At 61.6% G+C, this 19,019-nt stretch carries 20 protein-coding genes; 14 read left to right on the top strand and 6 right to left on the bottom strand.

Features of this window, described 5'->3' with window-relative positions:
• Positions 1-46: 46 nt before the first annotated feature.
• The 8 genes from AS189_RS08380 to AS189_RS08415 all read left to right on the top strand — a co-directional run bounded on the left by AS189_RS08380 (position 47) and on the right by AS189_RS08415 (position 8,822).
• Positions 47-874 carry a lysophospholipid acyltransferase family protein gene (locus AS189_RS08380; protein ID WP_082634509.1) on the top strand — a complete coding sequence of 276 codons (828 nt, stop codon included), beginning with the start codon at positions 47-49 and terminating at the stop codon, positions 872-874.
• Positions 871-1,908 carry an NAD(P)H-dependent glycerol-3-phosphate dehydrogenase gene (locus tag AS189_RS08385; RefSeq protein WP_062287446.1) on the top strand — a complete coding sequence of 346 codons (1,038 nt, stop codon included), beginning with the start codon at positions 871-873 and terminating at the stop codon, positions 1,906-1,908. Before AS189_RS08380 ends, AS189_RS08385 begins: the two co-directional genes overlap by 4 nt.
• Before the next feature lie 3 nt (positions 1,909-1,911).
• Positions 1,912-3,045: a D-alanine--D-alanine ligase family protein gene (locus tag AS189_RS08390; protein ID WP_062287449.1), complete on the top strand. Its 1,134-nt coding sequence runs from the start codon at positions 1,912-1,914 to the stop codon at positions 3,043-3,045.
• 386 nt (positions 3,046-3,431) lie between these two features.
• Positions 3,432-4,112, top strand: coding sequence for a response regulator transcription factor (locus AS189_RS08395; protein ID WP_062287452.1), 681 nt, complete (start codon positions 3,432-3,434; stop codon positions 4,110-4,112).
• 37 nt (positions 4,113-4,149) lie between these two features.
• Positions 4,150-5,391, top strand: coding sequence for a sensor histidine kinase (locus AS189_RS08400; RefSeq protein WP_062287454.1), 1,242 nt, complete (start codon positions 4,150-4,152; stop codon positions 5,389-5,391).
• Entirely contained in the window at positions 5,372-6,385 is a 1,014-nt protein-coding gene (locus AS189_RS08405) for a hypothetical protein (RefSeq protein ID WP_129587200.1), read from the top strand. Before AS189_RS08400 ends, AS189_RS08405 begins: the two co-directional genes overlap by 20 nt.
• Positions 6,386-6,530: 145 nt before the next feature.
• Positions 6,531-7,694, top strand: coding sequence for a methyltransferase (locus tag AS189_RS08410; RefSeq protein WP_129587201.1), 1,164 nt, complete (start codon positions 6,531-6,533; stop codon positions 7,692-7,694).
• Between the two features lie 96 nt (positions 7,695-7,790).
• Complete coding sequence (locus AS189_RS08415) at positions 7,791-8,822, top strand: LCP family protein (protein WP_237760011.1); 1,032 nt, start codon at positions 7,791-7,793, stop codon at positions 8,820-8,822.
• Between the two features lie 100 nt (positions 8,823-8,922).
• On the opposite strand, the gene AS189_RS08420 is transcribed toward AS189_RS08415, so the two are convergent.
• On the bottom strand, positions 8,923-9,408 hold the full coding sequence (locus tag AS189_RS08420; RefSeq protein WP_062287460.1) for a DUF3515 domain-containing protein: 486 nt from the start codon (positions 9,406-9,408) through the stop codon (positions 8,923-8,925).
• Between the two features lie 190 nt (positions 9,409-9,598).
• Here AS189_RS08420 and AS189_RS21225 point away from each other — a divergent pair, with 190 nt between their 5' ends.
• The 3 genes from AS189_RS21225 (at position 9,599) to hutU (ending at position 12,354) form a co-directional block, all read left to right on the top strand.
• A complete protein-coding gene (locus AS189_RS21225) occupies positions 9,599-9,700 on the top strand; it encodes an alpha/beta fold hydrolase (protein ID WP_424581438.1) in 102 nt (33 codons plus the stop codon).
• Positions 9,701-9,721: 21 nt separating this feature from the next.
• Positions 9,722-10,288 carry an alpha/beta fold hydrolase gene (locus tag AS189_RS08430; RefSeq protein ID WP_062287466.1) on the top strand — a complete coding sequence of 189 codons (567 nt, stop codon included), beginning with the start codon at positions 9,722-9,724 and terminating at the stop codon, positions 10,286-10,288.
• Between the two features lie 386 nt (positions 10,289-10,674).
• Positions 10,675-12,354, top strand: a complete 1,680-nt coding sequence (gene hutU, locus AS189_RS08435) for a urocanate hydratase (RefSeq protein WP_062287468.1) — start codon at positions 10,675-10,677, stop codon at positions 12,352-12,354.
• A 524-nt stretch (positions 12,355-12,878) separates the two neighbouring features.
• On the opposite strand, the gene AS189_RS08440 is transcribed toward hutU, so the two are convergent.
• From AS189_RS08440 to AS189_RS08455, 4 genes are all read right to left on the bottom strand, one after another.
• A complete protein-coding gene (locus AS189_RS08440; protein WP_062287471.1) occupies positions 12,879-13,484 on the bottom strand; it encodes a TetR/AcrR family transcriptional regulator in 606 nt (201 codons plus the stop codon).
• Positions 13,481-14,530, bottom strand: a complete 1,050-nt coding sequence (locus AS189_RS08445) for a saccharopine dehydrogenase (protein ID WP_062287474.1) — start codon at positions 14,528-14,530, stop codon at positions 13,481-13,483. Before AS189_RS08445 ends, AS189_RS08440 begins: the two co-directional genes overlap by 4 nt.
• A 299-nt stretch (positions 14,531-14,829) precedes the next feature.
• On the bottom strand, positions 14,830-15,255 hold the full coding sequence (locus tag AS189_RS08450; RefSeq protein ID WP_062287477.1) for a low molecular weight phosphatase family protein: 426 nt from the start codon (positions 15,253-15,255) through the stop codon (positions 14,830-14,832).
• 2 nt (positions 15,256-15,257) lie between these two features.
• Positions 15,258-15,632, bottom strand: coding sequence for an ArsR/SmtB family transcription factor (locus AS189_RS08455; protein WP_062287480.1), 375 nt, complete (start codon positions 15,630-15,632; stop codon positions 15,258-15,260).
• A gap of 114 nt (positions 15,633-15,746) precedes the next feature.
• On the opposite strand from AS189_RS08455, the gene arsB reads away from it, so the two are divergent.
• From arsB to AS189_RS08470, 3 genes are read left to right on the top strand one after another with little or no spacing between them, the layout of a single operon-like run.
• Positions 15,747-16,838 (top strand): ACR3 family arsenite efflux transporter, encoded by a 1,092-nt coding sequence (arsB, locus tag AS189_RS08460; protein WP_062287483.1) that lies wholly within the window; start codon positions 15,747-15,749, stop codon positions 16,836-16,838.
• Positions 16,835-17,248, top strand: a complete 414-nt coding sequence (locus tag AS189_RS08465; RefSeq protein WP_062287486.1) for an arsenate reductase ArsC — start codon at positions 16,835-16,837, stop codon at positions 17,246-17,248. Before arsB ends, AS189_RS08465 begins: the two co-directional genes overlap by 4 nt.
• A gap of 20 nt (positions 17,249-17,268) precedes the next feature.
• On the top strand, positions 17,269-18,648 hold the full coding sequence (locus AS189_RS08470; protein WP_062287489.1) for an FAD-dependent oxidoreductase: 1,380 nt from the start codon (positions 17,269-17,271) through the stop codon (positions 18,646-18,648).
• Here AS189_RS08470 and AS189_RS08475 read toward each other — a convergent pair.
• On the bottom strand, positions 18,645-19,013 hold the full coding sequence (locus AS189_RS08475; RefSeq protein ID WP_062287491.1) for a hypothetical protein: 369 nt from the start codon (positions 19,011-19,013) through the stop codon (positions 18,645-18,647). The two genes, AS189_RS08470 and AS189_RS08475, sit on opposite strands and share 4 nt — an antisense overlap.
• Positions 19,014-19,019: the final 6 nt, after the last annotated feature.

Genomic DNA, 19,019 nt, shown 5'->3' on the forward strand with positions numbered 1-19,019 from the left:
TGAGCCTGGCAAGGCACCCCGCAAGCGCCCCTTCAAACCCGCAGGCATGAGCATGGGCACCCGGATGTTCTTCGCGCTGCTCGCGGGGGTTGCCCGGACTCTCATGAACGTGGTTGTTGGCAAGGAATGGCACGGCTTGGAGAAGTTGCCCCGGGATGAGGGCTTCATTGTGGTCCCGAACCACTGCACGGAAATTGACCCGATTGTTGTGGGTCACCTGCTGTACAACCAAAACATCATGCCGTACTTCTTGGCCAAGGATGGGTTGTTCAAGACGCCCGTGCTCGGTGCTGTCCTGCGTGGCGCCAACCAGATTCCCGTGGAGCGCAGCGGTGCCGGTGCTGGCAAGTCCCTGGTTGCCGCACAGACCGTGCTCGACGGCGGTGGTGCGGTAGTGATCTACCCCGAAGGAACGCTCACCCGCGATCCCGAGTTGTGGCCCATGAAGGGGCGCACCGGCGCTGCCCGGCTCGCCTTGGGCACCGGCGCCAAGGTCATCCCGGTGGTTCATTGGGGTGCTCAAGAGGTGTTTCCGCGGTACGCCAAGGGCTTCAAAATCTTCCCGCGGAAGCGCGTCAAGGTAGTAGTTGGCGACCCTATTGACCTCAGTGAATTTGACGGCCACGCCGCCGACAAAGCCACTCTTGAGGCCATGACAGAGGTCATCATGGCGGCCATCACCGTGATGCTCGAGGAGCTGCGTGGGGCCAAAGCCCCCACCGTGCGCTGGGATCCAGCCGCTCACCAGCAATCCAGTCACGGCCGTTTCGTAGAGCGCGGATCTGCCGGTCACGGCGGCCCTGACGCGAGCAGCACGCCTGACGTGAGCAACACGCACGACGCCGGCACAACAGAAACAGGGGACCTTCAGTGAGTATTGTGGATGGCATTGCGCCGGCCAAGATAGCGGTTTTGGGCGCCGGTAGCTGGGGGACCACGTTCGCTAAGATCCTTGGCGACGCTGCAGCAGGCACCGACCGCAAGATCGTCCTGTGGGGCCGCCGTCAGGAAGTGGTTGATCAGATCAACCAGCTCCACCGCAATCCCCGCTACCTCTCCACCACTGAGCTTCCCACTAATATCTCCGCCTCAACGGACGTCCAAGAGGTCCTCAAGGACGCCGAGCTCGTGGTGCTGGCCGTCCCCGCCCAAACCTTGCGTGAGCAGTTGCGCGGCTTGGCCGGGCACATCGCCCAGGATGCCGTCGTGGTTAGTTTGATGAAGGGGCTGGAGCTGGGCACGGACCAGCGCATGTCTCAGGTCATTGAGCAGGAGCTGGGAATCGGCAATGACCGAGTAGTGGTGGTCTCCGGCCCCAACCTGGCCATGGAAATTGCGCGCCAGGAGCCCACGGCATCGGTCGTGGCCTGTGCAGATGAGGACACCGCCAAATGGGTGGCCAACGTCTGCAAGCCGCGGTATTTCCGCCCCTACACTGTCGATGACGTGGTGGGCGTTGAAATTGGCGGCATCGTGAAGAACGTGATCGCGCTATGCGTGGGTATGTGCGAGGGCCAAAAGGTAGGCGACAACACCAAGGCCTCCGTCATCACGCGCGGACTCGCTGAGACCACACGGCTGGCGCTAGCGCTGGGCGGCAAGGCCGAGACCATGGCCGGGCTCGCTGGCCTGGGCGACCTCGTGGCCACCTGCTCGTCATCGCTGAGCCGCAACCACACCGCCGGGCGCATGCTGGGCGAAGGCCTCACCCTGGACGAGGTCAATAACCGCATGACGCAGACAGCCGAGGGCATTAAATCTGGGCGTGCAGTCTCTGACCTCGCCGCCAAAATGGGCGTCGATATGCCCATCACCAATGCGGTTGTAGGCGTCCTTGAAGGTAAACTGACAGTCGATGAACTGGGGCCGCTGCTGCTGGCCCGCCAATTGAAATCCGAAGGCGAATAACGCGTGACTACCGATTCCCCCGCTACTACTGCGCCCATCCGTGTGGCCATCCTCTTTGGCGGGCGCTCCAGCGAGCATGCCGTCAGCTGTGTGACCGCCGCCGGTGTGCTGGGTGCCATTGACAGGACCAAGTACGACGTCGTTCCCATCGGTATCGCAAAATGCGGCCAGTGGGTTTTGGCTGATGAGGACATCGCAGGCTGGTCCCTCACCGCAGGTGCGCTGCCGGAGGTTTTGGCGGGGGATAAGACGCTCTCGCTGGCTCACTTGGGCGGGGGACACCAGCTGGTGCTCTCCGAAGCTGGTGCGATTCCGCAGGAACTGGGCGCCATTGACGTGGTGTTCCCGTTGTTGCACGGCCCGTGGGGCGAAGACGGAACCTTGCAGGGCATGCTGGAACTCAGCGATACCCGCTACGTTGGTGCCGGCGTGCTGGCCTCGGCCATTGGCATGGACAAGCACTTCATGAAGGTGGTTTTTGAAGCGGCCGGGCTGAGTGTTGGACCGTACATTGCCGTGACCGATCGCGAATGGAGCGTTGACCCGGAGAAGGTACGCGCACGCGTTGCCGAGCTTGGCTTCCCCGTCTTTGTGAAGCCGGCCCGCGCTGGATCCTCCATGGGCATCTCCAAGGTGGATTCGCTGGCTGAGCTGGATGCTGCCATTGCGCAGGCCCGCGAACATGACCTGAAGCTGGTCATCGAGGCAGGCATTGTGGGCCGCGAGATTGAAGTTGCTGTGCTCGAAGGCCAGGGGAGTGCGGCACCCCGCGTCTCTCTGCCCGGTGAGATTGCCATGGCTGATAATGATCATGCGTTCTATGACTTTGAGGCTAAATATGTTCAGGGCAGTGCCGTGAACCTCAGCTGCCCGGCGGATATGCCTGACGCTGACCTTGAACGGGTACGCGAGCTGGCAGCGCTGGCGTTTGACGCCGTCGGTGCCGAAGGCCTCTCCCGCGTGGACTTCTTCTACACCGAGGCAGGGGAGCTGATCATCAACGAGATCAACACCATGCCTGGCTTCACCCCGAGCTCCATGTACCCGCAGATGTGGCAAGCCACTGGATTGGCGTACCCGGAACTGATTGACGAACTGTTGCAGCTGGCGCTGAACCGCAAAGTAGGCCTGCGCTAGCCCACCCCCCCAACGCTCCCTCAGCGATGGTTGCTTTTCACTCAACGCTCTATCAGCGATGGTGGTTTTTCATCCAATGCTCCCCCACTCAGCAAGGTGGGGGAGCATTTGTTATTGGCACCGCCCTAGCGTTGGAACCATTTGGTGTCCCTCATGTGGGGGACAAATGCCTCTGCACCACTTAGGAATTGGTGTCATTTGTCTCTTATAGATGACAAAATGCAACAAGCTTAGGTGCTGCCCGATGACGTTTTTTCAAAACCGAATGGCGTAATTTAGCGGACAGGTAGTGAGCGCATCAGTACAAAGTCATACCCCAGCCTTATGCTTTCCTTAGTAGCTGTACTTTTGGCTAGTAGCTGTACTTAATGGGGAGCAGGGTAGAAATGAGCGGTCTCGCAATTCGGGTTGGCGTTGTCGATGACAATGAAGTGGTGCGGATTGGTTTTTCAGCGGCAGCGGCCATGGATGCTAAGCATGCGCAGACCCCTATCAAGGTCATTGTAGCTGCTGAATCCGTACCCAAGCTCTTGCAGTCCCGCGCCAATATCTTCGATGTAGTGGTCCTGGATTTGTCTTTAGCAGACGGTTCAGAACCAGGGGACAACGTCCGTGCCCTGATAGCTGCCGGCTATCCAGTTCTGGTGTTCAGCGTGGCAGATAATACCGATGCCATCAGATCTGCCCTGGCAGCAGGTGCGTCCGGGATCGCTCGCAAGGGTGATGACATCAGACAGGCCTTGGCAATGGTCCGTTTGGTTGCTGCCGGGGAAACCATTGACAGTCAAGAACTCGCCATTGCCATTTCCTCTGATTCAGGTTTTGTGGCGGCTGAACTCAGTGACCGGGAACGGGAAACTCTCAAACTTTATGCAACAGGATTTACCGGCGTTCAAATTGCCCGGCGCATGAATGTTTCTGCGAATACTGTTGGCACTAACATCAAGCGCATTCGGGAAAAATATGCGGCCGCTGGACGCTATGCCCCCACCAAATTGGAGCTTTACCACCGGGCGCTGGAAGATGGCATCCTTGCCCCTGATATGCATTTAGAACAGACCCGCTAGGAAGGGCCGCAGTGTCTTCACCTCAGGGAGAATTGTTGTGAGAGCCCAGCTGCAAGACACCAGTCTGCTGCCCAACACCGTGGAAATGACGGAAGTGGTGCTGGCTCGGTCCATTGGCGTGTTTTCGCTGCTGTTGGTGGCGTTGGCGTTGCCTGACCTGTTGCAGAATACGGGCGGGCAGCCCCGCCCTGGCTACATCACCTTTGTAGTCATGGTCCCGGTGCTCATTATTGCCGCCATGCTGCCCGTTAAACATGCGGTGATACGGCGCTTTTTTGCCGGCTCGGCAGCATGGCTCATTCTCTTGGGTTTCTTGCTGTGGCACCTGGGTCTGATTGGAAACTCTTTGCACGCGGACGCGAGGCCTTGGTCGTGGGGGATAGCCGGCGCCGGGGTAGGTTTGGCAGCCGTGGCCAGGAACACCTCCATGGCCAGCGTGTACGGTGCGCTCTTCACCATTTTGGTTCTGGTCATTCCGGGTTTGCCGGCGGGTTCTGCCCGCGAATGGCAGGACTCCTGGCAGGACGCCTTGCTGACATTCGCCATGACGGCCGCCATCATCGCTCCCATTTGGGCCCTTCGCCAAGCCGTCCAGGAATCGGAGTGCGCTGCCGTCACTGCCGTGGAGAAATTCTCTGACGCCGCCAAGTCCCAGGCCATCACTGTGGAACGGATGCGGTTGGATGCTCTGACCCATGACATTGTGCTGAGCACCTTGATTGTGGCCTCGCAAGCTGTCAATCAGGACGTTGTGGAAGCCTCTCGCCGGGCAGCCACTGCCGCACTCGCTCAGTTGGATGATGTGAGGAACGACGCCGGTCCCTCCCAGGGTGAGCAGGTCGCCGTTGGCGAGTGGTTGGGCAGGTTGGGGGCGGCGGTGTCGATGTATGGAATCACTGTGGATGTCCCGGCACCCGGTACCCCTGCGCGGCAGCGGATTCCGCTGTTGGTGGGCAGAGCCATAGTCCAGGCCACCACAGAGGCAGTTCGCAACAGCCTTGAGCATGCTAACGGTGCCCAGACCGCCGTTAACGTTTCCTTCCCCCATGAGGGCCAGACAGGGCAGGAGGTGGCAGATTCAGTACGGGTTACGATCTCGGACAATGGACCCGGATTTGATCTGGAGACCATCCCGCTGGAACGGATGGGCATCAGGGTCTCCATCGTGGAACGCATGCAGGACGTGCAAGGTAGTGCCACAGTGATTTCCAGTTCAACCGCAGGCACCTTGGTGCTATTGGAATGGGACGGAGGAATCCATGGAACAGCGTCGAACTAGATGGCTGGTGCTGGTGTTTGCCACCTTCATGCCCATCGCCCACGTGATTATGGGATTGGCCAACAGTGATGTGCCTACCTCGCTGTGGCAGTACTTCCTCGCCATGCTGATTTGTTTGGCTTTGGTGGTGCTTTTGTGTTGGGATTCAGGGAAGAATGCCATGCCGCTGTGGGCTGCCTGGTCTGTGGTGGCGGGCGTACTGCTCATGGACCTATTGGTGAACAGTGTGCTGCCCGCAGGTATTCACCCGGGGTATGCCTCGTGGCAAAATGGGGCCATTCAAATGCTCCTTGTGGCGTTGACCTTCAGAGACAGGATGCGGCTCGCCTGGTTGGGGATGGGTTTGTTTGCCGTCGCAGACATGAGTGCATCGCTTGCGCTGGGGCTTTCGGTCACTGATGCATTGGCACTAGTGTTGACCCCCATTATGTGGATGGTCATCGCCACGGCCGTCCGGTCCGTTTTGGGCCGCAGTAAGAACAATATTGCTGTGTATTCAGCCCAGAGCCAGCTGGCGGCCACCAAGCTGGCCAAGGAACATGCCCACGGTTTGTACCGCAAGCAGTGGTTGTTGGAGCTGGAACAGGCCACGCGCCCGGCGCTGGAAGCCATTGCGGGGCAAGACGCGGGCCAAGGACTGTCGGCATCGGATCGCTTGGATCTGGCCCTGTTGGAGGCAGAGTTGCGGGATCAGATCCGCGGCCGCGCCTTGGTGACCCCGGAAATTCAACAAGCCACCCGGGCCGCCAGGAAACGCGGTGTCAAGGTTGACCTTTTGGATGACAGAAAAACGTCCCTACCTGACACCGTTGCCGCCGATGTTTTCGCGCAGCTGCTGGACATTCTTGGTGCGGCCCAGTCCGGGACTCTGCGCGCCCGGGCGCTGCCTGTGGGCGAGAGCCCCGCCGTCACCATCCTCGCCTTCGATGAATCCGCAGATCAGAATGAAACGTACGTGGAAATCAGTGAGCCCCACCCCGTGCCAGCCACATAGGCTCGGACAAGAAGCAGGCAGTTCCTGAAGGTAGATCAGCGCTCCGGCTGCCATCCTGCAGGGGATAAACTGGCAGCTGGTCTTGTCCTGCAGCGGAAATCATCATCATGCTTGGCGCAGGCGACATTCTAGGAGCCTTTCCCCCATGAGCACTGAGCCATTGCAGCAGCAGAACATCCTCCGCTGGATGCCCCGCGATGCCCAAGCCCAAGATACTGAACCCACTGAACATACTGCCCTGTGGAGCAGCGCAAGCGGTGCCGCCATGCCCAAAAAGGTGGTGGCTGTAGATGATTCGCTGACCGCCGATGAGGCTTACCGGCTCGCCGCTCAAGGCACGGCCTTGCTGTGGCAGGGCGATTACCACAACGCCCGCCAGCTGCTCTCGGCCATGGCTCGCCGCCTCCCCGTCTTTTCAAGGCTCGACGGCGAATCCGTCGCCCAGTCCTTCTACCGCTACCGCCAAGGCCGGACTCAAAGGGCCAAAATGTTGGGACGGGTGTTGGTGCCGCTGGCTCCTGGCCCGTCCGTTCCTTTGCGCCGAGCTCCAGACGTGTCGGAGGCCTGGCTGCTGGCCGCAGGCCCCGTTGAGGAGCCGGCCGTGGCTCCGCTGCAGGACATCCTCGGCGCTGTTGGTGCGTTGGAATGGCGGCGTAACGGCCTGTTTGTCCAGGAACTCGATGCCGTGATCTACCCGCACTATGGCACCTTTGCCCCTGTCCGCAGCGAATATCTTGGGCTCATGGAGGGCTTGGAACTGCCATCCAAGGAACTGGCCTTTGATATTGGTACCGGCACGGGCGTGCTGGCAGCCATCCTGGCCAAGCGCGGCATCAAGCACATCGTGGCAACGGACAGCGAACCGGCTGCCATTGCCTGTGCAAAGGAGAACTTGGCCAATCTGGGGCTGTCGGACACTGTTGAAGCCGTTCAAGTCAATATGTTCCCGGAGGGCAAGGCACCTCTGGTGGTGTGCAATCCGCCGTGGCTGCCCGGCACCGTCAACACCCTCTTGGACAATGCCGTCTATGATCCCAAGAGCCGCATGCTCAAAGCATTCCTGAGCGGCCTGGCCAAGCACCTGGAACCCGGGGGAGAGGGCTGGCTCATCATCTCGGATCTGGCCGAACATCTGGGTCTGCGCTCCCGTGAGGAACTGGCGGGATGGATTGCGGCCGGGGGCCTTGAGGTGCTGGACAAGGTGGATACGCCGGCTCGGCACCCGCGGTCTATGGACCGCTCCGATCCATTCTTTGATGCCAGGAGCCAAGAAGTCACCTCTTTGTGGAAGCTCGGCGTCAAGCCCTAGCTGATCGGTGACCTTCGTCACATAATGGTCCCGGATGCGGTGTGGATGCTGCGGTGTGGGCGGGTCGACGCGGCTGCGCGTGGCAAGATGGCATCCATGATGGATGAAACTCAGACGGACGTGCGTCCGCGCACGCGCCGGAAAACCCGGCGCAACGTTCTCTTTGTCTTCCTTGGAATCTTCTTGGTTGCAGCCATTGTGAGCGGAGCCTACGTTATTAACTTGGCCAATAGCTTCAATGGCCAGACGCAGAAAATCGCCAATGCCTTCCCCGAAGAGTCCACCCGTCCTACCAAGGAGGGTGCGGCGTCGAAAGCGCAAAACATCTTGGTCTTGGGAAGCGATAGCCGCGGGGACTCCGTGGACATGGCTAATGAAGGTGCGGCTTCTGATCAGCGCTCCGACACCATGATGTGGGTCCATATCCCTGGGGATCGCAAAAACATCGTCATGATGTCCATCATGCGTGACACCTGGGTGGACATTCCCGGACACGGCCAGGCCAAGATCAACGCGGCCATGGCCTTTGGCGGCGTTCCGCTGGTGGTGCAAACCCTTGAAGGCATGTTCAAGGCCCGGCTGGACCATGTTGCCATTGTCGATTTTGAGGGCTTCAAAGCCATCACGGATGCTCTCGGCGGCGTGGACGTCAATGTTCCCATTGCCTTCACCTCCTCGGGCAGCGAGGGGTTCACGTTTGCGGCCGGCTCTCAGCGCATGAACGGCGATCAGGCACTGGCATTTGTTCGTGAGCGCTATGCCTTCAGTGACGGCGACTACCAGCGCGTGCGTAACCAGCAGCTGTTCTTGAAATCGGTCATGAACACCGCACTGACGCCGGCCACCCTGACCAACCCCGCCAAGATCAGCGATCTGGTGAGCCAGGTATCTCCCTATGTCTCCGTCGACGAGGGCCTGGACGCGGCCGCGATGGCCAGCCTGGGTGTGAGCCTGCGCGATGTCCGCGGCTCCAACGTCCTGTCCTTCACGCTCCCCAACTTGGGGACGGGGACCAGCGCCGATGGCCAGTCCATTGTGATCAAGGACGACGCCGCCATCTCGGGTGTTGCTGATGCCCTCGGCTCAGACTCACTCGCCTTGTACATGGAAAAGAACGGGCTGGGGTAATTGCTGTAGTTCCGCAATAGCGCCAAAAAAGTAGGGTCGGGCCATCAGGCCCGACCCTACTTTTTATCCGGGGCCTGTTCGCAGTGCCCGGAGCTGGCTGTTATTTGGTGGCGGTGGGTACGTCGCCGATCCCGATGCACCCGCCGGTGGAGGGAATCTTTGCTGCGGCCGCTGAGATTTGGGTGAGAGCCGTGTCAGAGGGAATCTTGTTTTGTTCAAGAATTAGTTCAGTGGCGGGCTTGCGCCCGTACGTGGTGAATGTCCAGGATGTGCCGTTTTCCTTGATGACCCAGTCCACGCCATTGACGGTCACGCATCGATCAGTGGTAGGTCCGGGTGCCTGAACGCCACAGCGCAACAGCGCTACCGCAGGATCTCCCCAGGCCGCGGTTGCTTGGCTGGAGGTGCTGCGGCGCTTGGTGTCTGCCAGGGAATCGGGCAGCGCAACCATCATGGGCGCGCAGGCCGGATTGTTGGCATCGGCTGCCTCATTGATGGTTACTACAGGTGAGCAGGCTGTCAGGATGAGCAGTGCGACGGCGGCAAAAGGCGCAGCGGTCCGCCAGGAGCGGGAAATCAGAGGCATGTCACCAGCTTATCCGTTCAAGCTGGGAGGATCCGTGCCATGGCTCTCGGGGGCAGTCCTTCATCCTGCCCCGCTGGTAGGTGCTTGCCGGTGCCCGGGGGTGTCATCATTCGTTTGCGTGGACAACGCGCTGGGGACGTTGGATTCCACCGGTCTTGCCTCACAAATCTTGGAAAGACGGTGGGATCCCATGACATACCTGAGTATCAACGGGGAAGAACTGTATTCGGAAGTGGCCGGTGCGGGAGATCCCGTGCTGTTGCTCCATGGCGGTTTCTGTTCTCTGGAGTAGCTGCATGGACAGTCTGATGCGTTGGCGGAGGATTGCCAGGTCTGCGCCTTTGAGCGGTCCGGCCATGGGCGTTCGGCTGACATTGACGCCGACTACAGCTACGTCCGCGGCATTGCCGACACCCTCGCCTTTCTTGACGCCCAGGGCCTGGAATCGGTGCATGTGATTGGCTATAGTGACGGCGCGATCATTGGCCTCATGCTGGCCATGGAGCATCCTGAGAGGGGCGCTCTCTGGTGGCCATCAGCGCCAACCTTGATCCCGCAGTCTTCATCCCCGCAGCCGGCAACGGCCCCAGACTTGGCTCCCCGCCGTCGTCCGCCAATGCGCTCCGCGCAGCAGCCTAAGGGGGAAAAGAAGGCGGATCTGGAGGGGATGCTCTATGGGCAGCTCTCGCCGGATGGCGCCGGACATGCCGACACGGTCCTGGCTAAACTCATGCGGGTGTGGACCAGCGAGCCGCCCGGCGTGGATCTGACTGGCGGGCAGCCACAAGCCTTCTTCCTCCGACAAGGTAAAGATTCGGTCGCCAACGCCCGTGGTCAGGGTTCCGCCGCGCGCCCACACCAGCTCGTGGAGGGGATATGAGTGTGGCTCCCACTCGAGCGGGGTTTGGGGTGTTTCCCATTCAGCAAAAATGATAAAAGAGTCACGCATGTTTGGTGGCAGGCTCTGTCCGCGGCGAACAGCCGTGCTTGGTTCGCGACGCCACGCCCCGTGCCCGGCATCGGTGAGCGGCGGAAGAGGCATTCGAGTGATTTTTCCGGAGTCGGTAGGCCAGGGCGTGGCCCCGACAATGGTGAGGGGAGGCAGTTACCCGACGTCCCGCCGTCGTACTTCCGCATTGTCTTGGATCACAGACAGCCCCGCTAACGGACCCCTAGGAATGCGGGCACGGCGGGGCTTTGATGGATACATAGACACATTCTCCGGCCGCTGGCTGCGAGCTCGGACCACACACGAAGGACGCAATCATGGCGACGATGCATGACCCCTCCCGCACCATTCGCGCAGCCCGCGGCACCGAACTCTCCGCCAAGTCCTGGCAAACCGAGGCGCCCCTGCGCATGCTCATGAACAATCTGGACCCCGAGGTTGCCGAGCGCCCCGAGGACCTGGTGGTCTACGGCGGAACCGGCCGCGCAGCCCGCTCCTGGGAGGCCTATGACGCCATTGTTGCCACGCTGAAGACGCTCGAGGCTGACGAGACCCTGCTGGTGCAGTCGGGCAAACCCGTGGGTGTTTTCCGGACCAACGTGTGGGCGCCGCGGGTGCTGCTGGCCAACTCGAACCTGGTGGGGGACTGGGCCACGTGGCCCGAATTCCGCAAGCTCGAGGCTGAGGGCCTCATGATGTACGGCCAGATGACGGCCGGCTCATGGATTTACATCGGCACCCAAGGGATTCTGCAGGGCACCTTTGAGACGTTTGCCGCCATTGCTGAAAAGCGCTTCGGCGGCACCATGGCCGGCACGCTGACCCTGACCGGTGGCTGCGGCGGCATGGGCGGGGCTCAGCCACTAGCCGTCACCCTGAATGGCGGTGCCTGCCTGATCGTTGACGTTTCCGAGGAACGCCTGTTGCGCCGCGTGGGCAAGCGCTACCTGGACGAGCTGGCACCGTCGTTGGATGCTGCGCTGGAACGTGTGCTTGCGGCGAAGGCGTCTCGCGTGCCCTTGTCCGTGGGTGTTGTGGGCAATGCTGCTGAGGTATTCCCGGAGATCCTGCGCCGGCACCAGGCGGGCGAATTCACGGTGGACATCGTGACCGACCAGACATCTGCCCACGATCCGCTCTCCTACCTGCCCACCGAATACTCCGTGGAGGAATGGGCTGCCGAATCCGAGGCTGATCCCGAAGGTTTCACCAAGAAGTCCCAGAACGCGATGGCCCGCCACGTTCAAGCCATGGTGGAATTCCAGGACGCCGGCGCCGAGGTGTTTGACTACGGCAACTCCATCCGCGACGAAGCCCGCAAGGGTGGCTACTCCCGTGCGTTCGAGTTCCCCGGCTTTGTCCCGGCCTACATCCGCCCCCTGTTCTGCGAGGGTCTGGGCCCGTTCCGTTGGGTTGCACTTTCCGGCGATCCCGAGGACATCCGTGTCACTGATGAGGCGCTGAAGGAACTGTTCCCCGAGAACGCCCACCTGCACCGCTGGCTGGATGCGGCCCAGGAACACGTTGAATTCGAGGGCCTGCCGGCTCGTATTTGCTGGCTGGGCTACGGCGAACGCGCCAAGGCAGGCGTGCTGTTCAATGAGTTGGTGGCTTCCGGACGCGTTTCAGCCCCCATTGTCATAGGCCGCGATCACCTTGACTCCGGATCCGTTGCCTCCCCGTACCGTGAGACCGAATCCATGAAGGACGGCTCCGATGCCATTGCCGACTGGCCGCTGTTGAATGCCATGCTCAACACCGCCTCCGGGGCCACCTGGGTGTCCATCCACCACGGCGGTGGCGTGGGAATTGGCCGCTCCATCCACGCCGGCCAGGTTTCTGTTGCCGATGGCACTGCGTTGGCGGGGGAGAAGCTGGCACGCCTGCTGACCAACGATCCCGGCATGGGTGTGATCCGCCACGCAGATGCCGGCTACGAGCGCGCCATTGACGTGGCCGCCGAGCGCGGGGTGCGCATCCCGATGCAGGAGCGGTAGCCGCTGCCTCATTGAGCATGCCGGTGTCGCCGCGCCGGGCCAGTTGAGGTTGTAGGATCCCACGCTGCCTGTCTTCAGCGACTCGCCTTGACCTGCGGTGATGCGCAGGTCAAGATCACCGAGATTCTCAACTTCGCGTCACTTTCCTACAATTGCTTTGCCGTTGATGAAAACGACGACGCTCATTTCCACAAACGATGCCCAATCAAACTGGATTCGTCAGGTATTGGCGAGCAACGACCCAACGATTGCCGGAGCCAGAAAAAAGGGGCTTATATGAACGGAAATCTTGTCCCATATAAGGCCCGCGGGAATTTTTGCGGACGGGGTATACGGGAATCCGGCGACCGCGGAAGCACGCGGATTGATGTAGCTGGACCGTTGATGGACCGGCTTGCAGGACTGTGACGCCTAGTGGCAACCCGGCAGTACGTTGGGGAGTAAAAGATCCTGTGGATAGATGCAGCGTGCCCTCTGCTTGCGGGTTTTCATGAGTTCATTTCCGTTTCATAGTGTCAATGTCCCTAGTCATGGCCCGTGAATGAGATGTTGGATGGCACCCAAAGTTCGTTGTCGGTGCCCGGGGACCGTAGCCCTGCGAAGCCGGCGCTCACGAGGGCCGCTCCTTCGAAAAGGGCAACAAGGGAGTTTGCCCTCGCTTGCTGTGTGGCAGTTTCCATTTCGGGCTGGGCGCGCTTGACGATGAGCTGGACGTACTCCGCGTATTGGCTGTAGAAATCCCGGAGCACTGCTGCTATTGCATCGTCTGATGCGGCCATGGCCCAGATTTCAACGTACAGCCGCACTGTGGTGGGGTCATTTTGCTGCTGCATCAGCGACGAGGCTATCTGGCCACTTTCCTCCCTCGTGATGCGCGCATGGCTGTCACGTTCAAGGTCGACGCCCGTGGATTCCCGCATCCAGGTTAAGGACCGTTGCAGCACACGGTCCAGTAGGGCCTGCATCAGATCCGAGCGAGTGGGGAAGTAGTGCTGCAAGTGGCCAATACGGACGTTGGATGCGGCCGCGAAATTGCGCATCGTGGCGTTGGCGTTACCCGCCGTGACGAGAACATGCTCGGCTGCTTCGAGGAGGGCTTCCCGTCGCAACTCGCCCTTGGTGCCCGTCATACGGATTCAATCAGAACGTTGTGGGACTCCAGCTCGGCCAGGCCGCTGGCTATGTCTGTTCGGGATTCTGGGAAACCCACTCCCGCAGTAGCCCCGCTGTCCAGGACTTGCTGGAGTCCAAGATATCCACCCAGGGCCGTTAGATGGGCCTGGCCGGCGGGGTCCGTGATGACGACCGAGCGGGCTCCTCCGGGACCTTGCGCGTCAATGCGGATGATGGCGCTCCCACCCTGTCCGGAGGAATAGAGAAGCGAACGCCGCAGGCCCGTCCAGCGTTCGCCGCGCCCCCAGCGAAAGAAGCCCAAGGTTTTGGCAGCGAGCAAGGCAGTGGTTGATGAGTTGGAGCTGAACCCAATTTTGGTGGTCGCCGACCCTATGCCCAAGGTAATGGGAAGTGTGACCTGCTCAGGCGTATCCAACCGGGCCACCTTGGTGCGGTGCCCGCCGATGTCCACCCAACTGGCGTCAGAGAGGGGACTTACCGTTGCCAGTGTCCCGCCACGTCGCACCTCATAGTCCTGCCCCAGGCGGTCGATGAAGTCTACAGAGTCGACCCCGGCCCGGTCATTGACGTCATACCTGATCGCGACTTCAACACTCTCCGCACCGCCAAGCTCATGACTTAGTGAAGCTGCCACTATATTCACAATGCCGCCCATCCATCCTGAAGACAGAAGAACGGGAGCACTCGGCTGGAGCTGGGTTGCCAAAGTGGCCGCCCGCATCATCCGACTCGTCCATCGGGTGACGTCCACGTAGGGAATGCCTGCGCCTACGGCTGCACGGAGGACACGATCTTCGGGGTCATTGACGGTGCTGACGACGGCCCTGGGCGCGGCGGAGAACGGTTCCGGGTCGTTCAAATCCCAGCGATGGACAGAAGCTCCAAGCCCCGATGCAAGCTCTTGCCCTTTCGATGGGTTCCGCCCGGTGAGCAGCAGCGGCCAGGTGGGTGCGCAAAGCCGGGCGAGAGCGCTGCCCACGGTCCCGTAGCCACCGACAATGAGGATTGGGCCGGTAGGGGAGTGCTGCAAATTGTCTGTCATAAAATTAATTTAGGTCAATAGACCTATTAAGTCGAATTGGGTATCCCTCTCAGAACAAGCGGTGGCCAAACAAGTCGATGGACTCTTGCCAGGTCCAGTAATTCTGGAGAATTCATGCCCGATGCCCCGATGCCCTGATGCGGCGCGCGGGAGGACCGCTCTTTCAACTTTTCGACCAGGAGCCCCGCTCAGGGGCCTCCCCTTCTGGCCAGTTGTGCAAACGAGTGACTGAGACTGTGACTCTCAACGTCTTCTGAGACGGTACACATCGACAACTCTCCCGGTGCGCCCCGGAACTTCTAACGCTCGCCGTGCAGCCGCTGCGTGAGCTCCTTCACGCGGGCGTGGATGTCGTCGCGAACCAGCTCCATGCGTTCGCGGCCCTCGATGCCGCGTTGGCTGGGCTCATCCGTTTCCCACACCTCCACGCTCACGCCGTCCACGGCTGGAACCTTCGCTTCAGTGCCCAGTACGACGACGAGCCCCGCCTTCCGCATCGCATCCTCCGTCAGGAGCGTAGGCCGCTCCGCGCTGATGTCGACGCCTAGCTCCAGCAGGACCTCGGCAGAGAGCTGGTTGACGGCCTTGCCGGGAACAGTGCCCGCCGAGGTGACGGTGACGCCGTCGTCGCTTTCAAGCTTCATGAGGCCGGCAGCCATTTGAGACTTGCCGCCATTCTTGACGCAGACAAACAAGACGGCGGGCTTCGCGGCTGTTGAAGTCATGCTCATACCTTCGGGGTAAGTGTGGCGGCCAGAGACTCGAGCGCGCCGGGTACCAGTGAGTAGTACGCCCACACGCCCCGCTTGTCACGGGTGAGCAGGCCAGCCTCCACCAGGATCTTCAGGTGGTGAGAGACCGTGGGCTGCCCCAGGTCCAGCGGCTCGGTGATGTCACAGACGCACGTCTCTGCCGCGGGATCGGCGGCAATCATGGAAAGGATGCGCAGGCGGTTGGGATCTGCCAGTGCCTTGAAGCGGGCGGCCAGCGCCGCGGCCTCCTCGGCCTCAAGAGCGCCCGCGGCCGGAGCGGAGACGCAGCATGGCGCGTCAGCCTGGGTGCCCAGAACCGCAGGGATATCAGTAACAAGCGTCGTGGACATCGCCTGGCCTCGCCTTCATTCTGCTCCCGGAGGGGAGATTGACAACTGTCGATATATTCAACCATACTCGAAACATCGAAAACCGTCGATGTCTCAAATTGGAGAGTATTTGCCGTGACAACCACCGCCACACCCCAGGAAACAGGGCAACTGACGGCCAAACTTTCCACCCTGGACCGCTTCCTCGCCGTCTGGATCCTCGCCGCCATGGCACTGGGACTCGGTCTGGGACGGCTCATACCGCACTTGGGTGAGGCGATGGGAACCCTTCAGGTGGCGGGAGTGTCGGCACCCATCGCCGTCGGACTTCTGGTGATGATGTATCCGGTCCTGGCCAAGGTCCGCTACAAAGAGGCCGGGCGGGTGTTGGGCGATAAAAAACTCATGGTGACCTCGCTGGTGATCAACTGGGTCCTGGCGCCGGCGTTCATGTTTGTGCTCGCGTGGATATTCCTGGCGGACCTGCCCGAATACCGCACCGGTCTGATCATCGTGGGGCTGGCGCGCTGCATCGCCATGGTGTTCATTTGGAACGATCTTGCGTGCGGCGACCGTGAGGCTGCGGCTGTGCTGGTCGCCATCAACTCCGTGTTCCAGGTAGTCGCCTTTGGCGCGCTGGGCTGGTTCTACCTGCAATGGCTCCCTGCCCTGCTGGGACTGCCCACCACCAGCGCCGACTTCTCGTTCTGGACCATCACGGTCTCGGTAGTCGTGTTCCTGGGCATCCCTCTGGTGGCTGGCTGGCTGAGCCGCACCCTGGGTGAGCGGGCACGCGGCCGTGACTGGTACGAATCCAGATTCCTGCCGCGCATTGGGCCGTGGGCGCTGTATGGCTTGCTGTTCACCATTGTGCTGCTGTTCGCGTTGCAGGGTGACGCCATCATTGCCCATCCGCTGTCAGTGGTGCGGATTGCGTTGCCGCTGCTGGTCTACTTCCTCGTGGTGTTCTTCGCCTCCATGGCCATCGGCTTCGTTCTGAAGATGGGTTACGCACGCACCGCCACCCTCGCCTTCACCGCCGCGAGCAACAACTTTGAGCTCGCCATTGCCGTGGCCATCGCCACCTTCGGTGTCACCAGTGGGCAGGCGCTCGCAGGTGTGGTGGGCCCGTTGATCGAGGTGCCGCTGCTCATCGCCCTGGTCTACGTGGCCCTCTGGAGCCGCAAATTCTTCACCACCCGCACTGCAGAAAGGCTCACCCTATGAACATCGCCAAGCCCTCCGTCCTGTTCGTCTGTGTCCACAACGCCGGCCGTTCCCAGATGGCAGCCGCCTTCCTGAGCAACCTCTCCGCCGGGCAGATTGACGTCCGCTCTGCCGGGTCCGCCCCTGCCGATTCGATCAACCCCGCCGCCGTGGCGGCCATGCGGGAAGTGGGCATTGACATGTCCGCAGAGGTCCCGAAGGTGCTGTCCACGGCGGCAGTGGAGATGTCCGACGTCGTTATCACTATGGGCTGTGGCGATAGCTGCCCCGTGTTCCCCGGGAAGCGCTACGAGGATTGGGAGCTGGCTGACCCGGCCGGGCAGGGAGTTGAGGCCGTGCGGCCCATTCGCGACCAGATCCGTTTGCGTGTTGAGGACCTGATTAACTCGCTACTGCCCGGCGCTGCGTAACCATTTTGGAGGAGACTGTTGTGAATTCGCTATACCCTGTTGCTGTCATTGGAGCCGGGCCCATTGGGCTTGCCGCCGCCGCACATTTGTTGGAACGCGGGCAGGACGTTGTTGTGCTCGAGGCTGGGCCGTCCGCTGGCGCCGCCATGTCCGCGTGGGGGCACATCAAGCTGTTCTCCTCGTGGCAGTACAACATTGATGCTGCCTCCCGGCGGCTGTTGGAAACGCCTACCGCCGGCTATGCGGGGGAGTGGGTGGCGCCGCGGGCGACCAAGCTGCCCACCGGTGCCGAGATGGTGTCCGAATACCTGGCACCGCTGGCCGCACACCCTGCTGTGGCGGCCGTGGTTCGCTACGGCCACCGGGTTACGGCCATCACACGGGTGCTTCCAAACGGTGCCGGAGTGGACCTGACGCGTTCAGCAGGCCGGGAATCTTCCCTATTCTTGGTGCGTTCCCTGGTGGGGGATGAGACCGTGGATGTCCTGGCGCGTGCCGTCATTGATGCCTCGGGAACATGGGGTGGTTCCAACCCGGTGGGCCGCTCCGGGATCGAGGCCATCGGTGAGGCTGCCGCACGGTCCTTGGGATTAGTGAGCCCGCCGCTGCCCGATGTGCTGGGTTCCTCGGCGGAACGGTTCGCCGGTTGCACGGTCCTGGTTCTGGGTGCCGGGCACTCCGCAGCCAACACGCTCCTGGCGCTGGGCCGGCTGCGCCAACAGCATCCAGCAACCACCATTCTGTGGGGACTGCGCGGTACCGCCAACCCGGTCCGGCTCTACGGCGGTGGCGCGGCCGATGAACTGCCGGCCCGCGGCCAGCTCGGCACGCGCCTGCGCCGATTCGTGGAGAACGGCGACATCTCGATTGTTGAGAATGTTGCGCTTACGTCCCTGTCGCCGGATGCCGGTGCTGCCGGAGTGCGTTTGGCGCTCGCAGATGGCCGCAGCCTTGCCGTGGACGTGGTGGTTCCGGCCACAGGATTCCGCCCGGACCTCTCAATCCTGGCCGAACTGCGCCTGGACCTGGATCCTATTGTGGAGGCGCCGCGCGCACTTGGCCCGCTCATCGATCCCGAGTTCCACAGCTGCGGCACCGTCTCTGCCCACGGTGCACGCGAGCTGGCGCATCCGGAGCCCAACTTCTACATCGCGGGCATGAAGAGCTACGGCCGGGCACCAACCTTCCTCATGGCCACCGGCTACGAGCAGGTCCGCTCCATTGCGGCGGCCCTTGCCGGTGACCGTGCCGCGGCCGATGCCGTTGAACTGGATCTGCCCGAAACCGGTGTTTGCTCCACGGATCTGGCAGGCTCCTGCGATGCCCCGGCTGCTGCAGGTACTGAGGCTGGCTCGGGTAAATCGAGCTGTGGTGCGCCTGACGTAGCGCCCTGCAGTTAGGGTTCCAGCGGCTGTTCGGTCCATGTCACGGAGGCCGTGGTGAGGTGTTGGAGCACTTGCTCGTAGAATTCATCCACGGCGTAGCCCAGCGACTCCGCCACGTCCTGTCCACCTGACGTAAAGACGATCTGCGCCGTGCCGTTCCCACGGTCCTGGACCTCCACGCTGAAGCCGCCGTGGAAATAGTGGCCGTGTTCGGCGTCGTATTCCAGTCCGGCTAGCCACCGCTCAAGCAATGCCTCGAGTTTCTCCGGGTCAGCTCCCCGGAGATTCATGGCGAGGCTGGCAACCTTGTCCAGGTAAGGATTGTCAGGCCCCCACACCCAGTCGAAGTTCATGGCGTAACGCTCTGGTGCCTTCGTCATGGTGCC

The sequence above is a fragment of the Arthrobacter alpinus genome (genome assembly GCF_001445575.1).
Taxonomy (GTDB): Bacteria; Actinomycetota; Actinomycetes; order Actinomycetales; family Micrococcaceae; genus Specibacter; species Specibacter alpinus_C.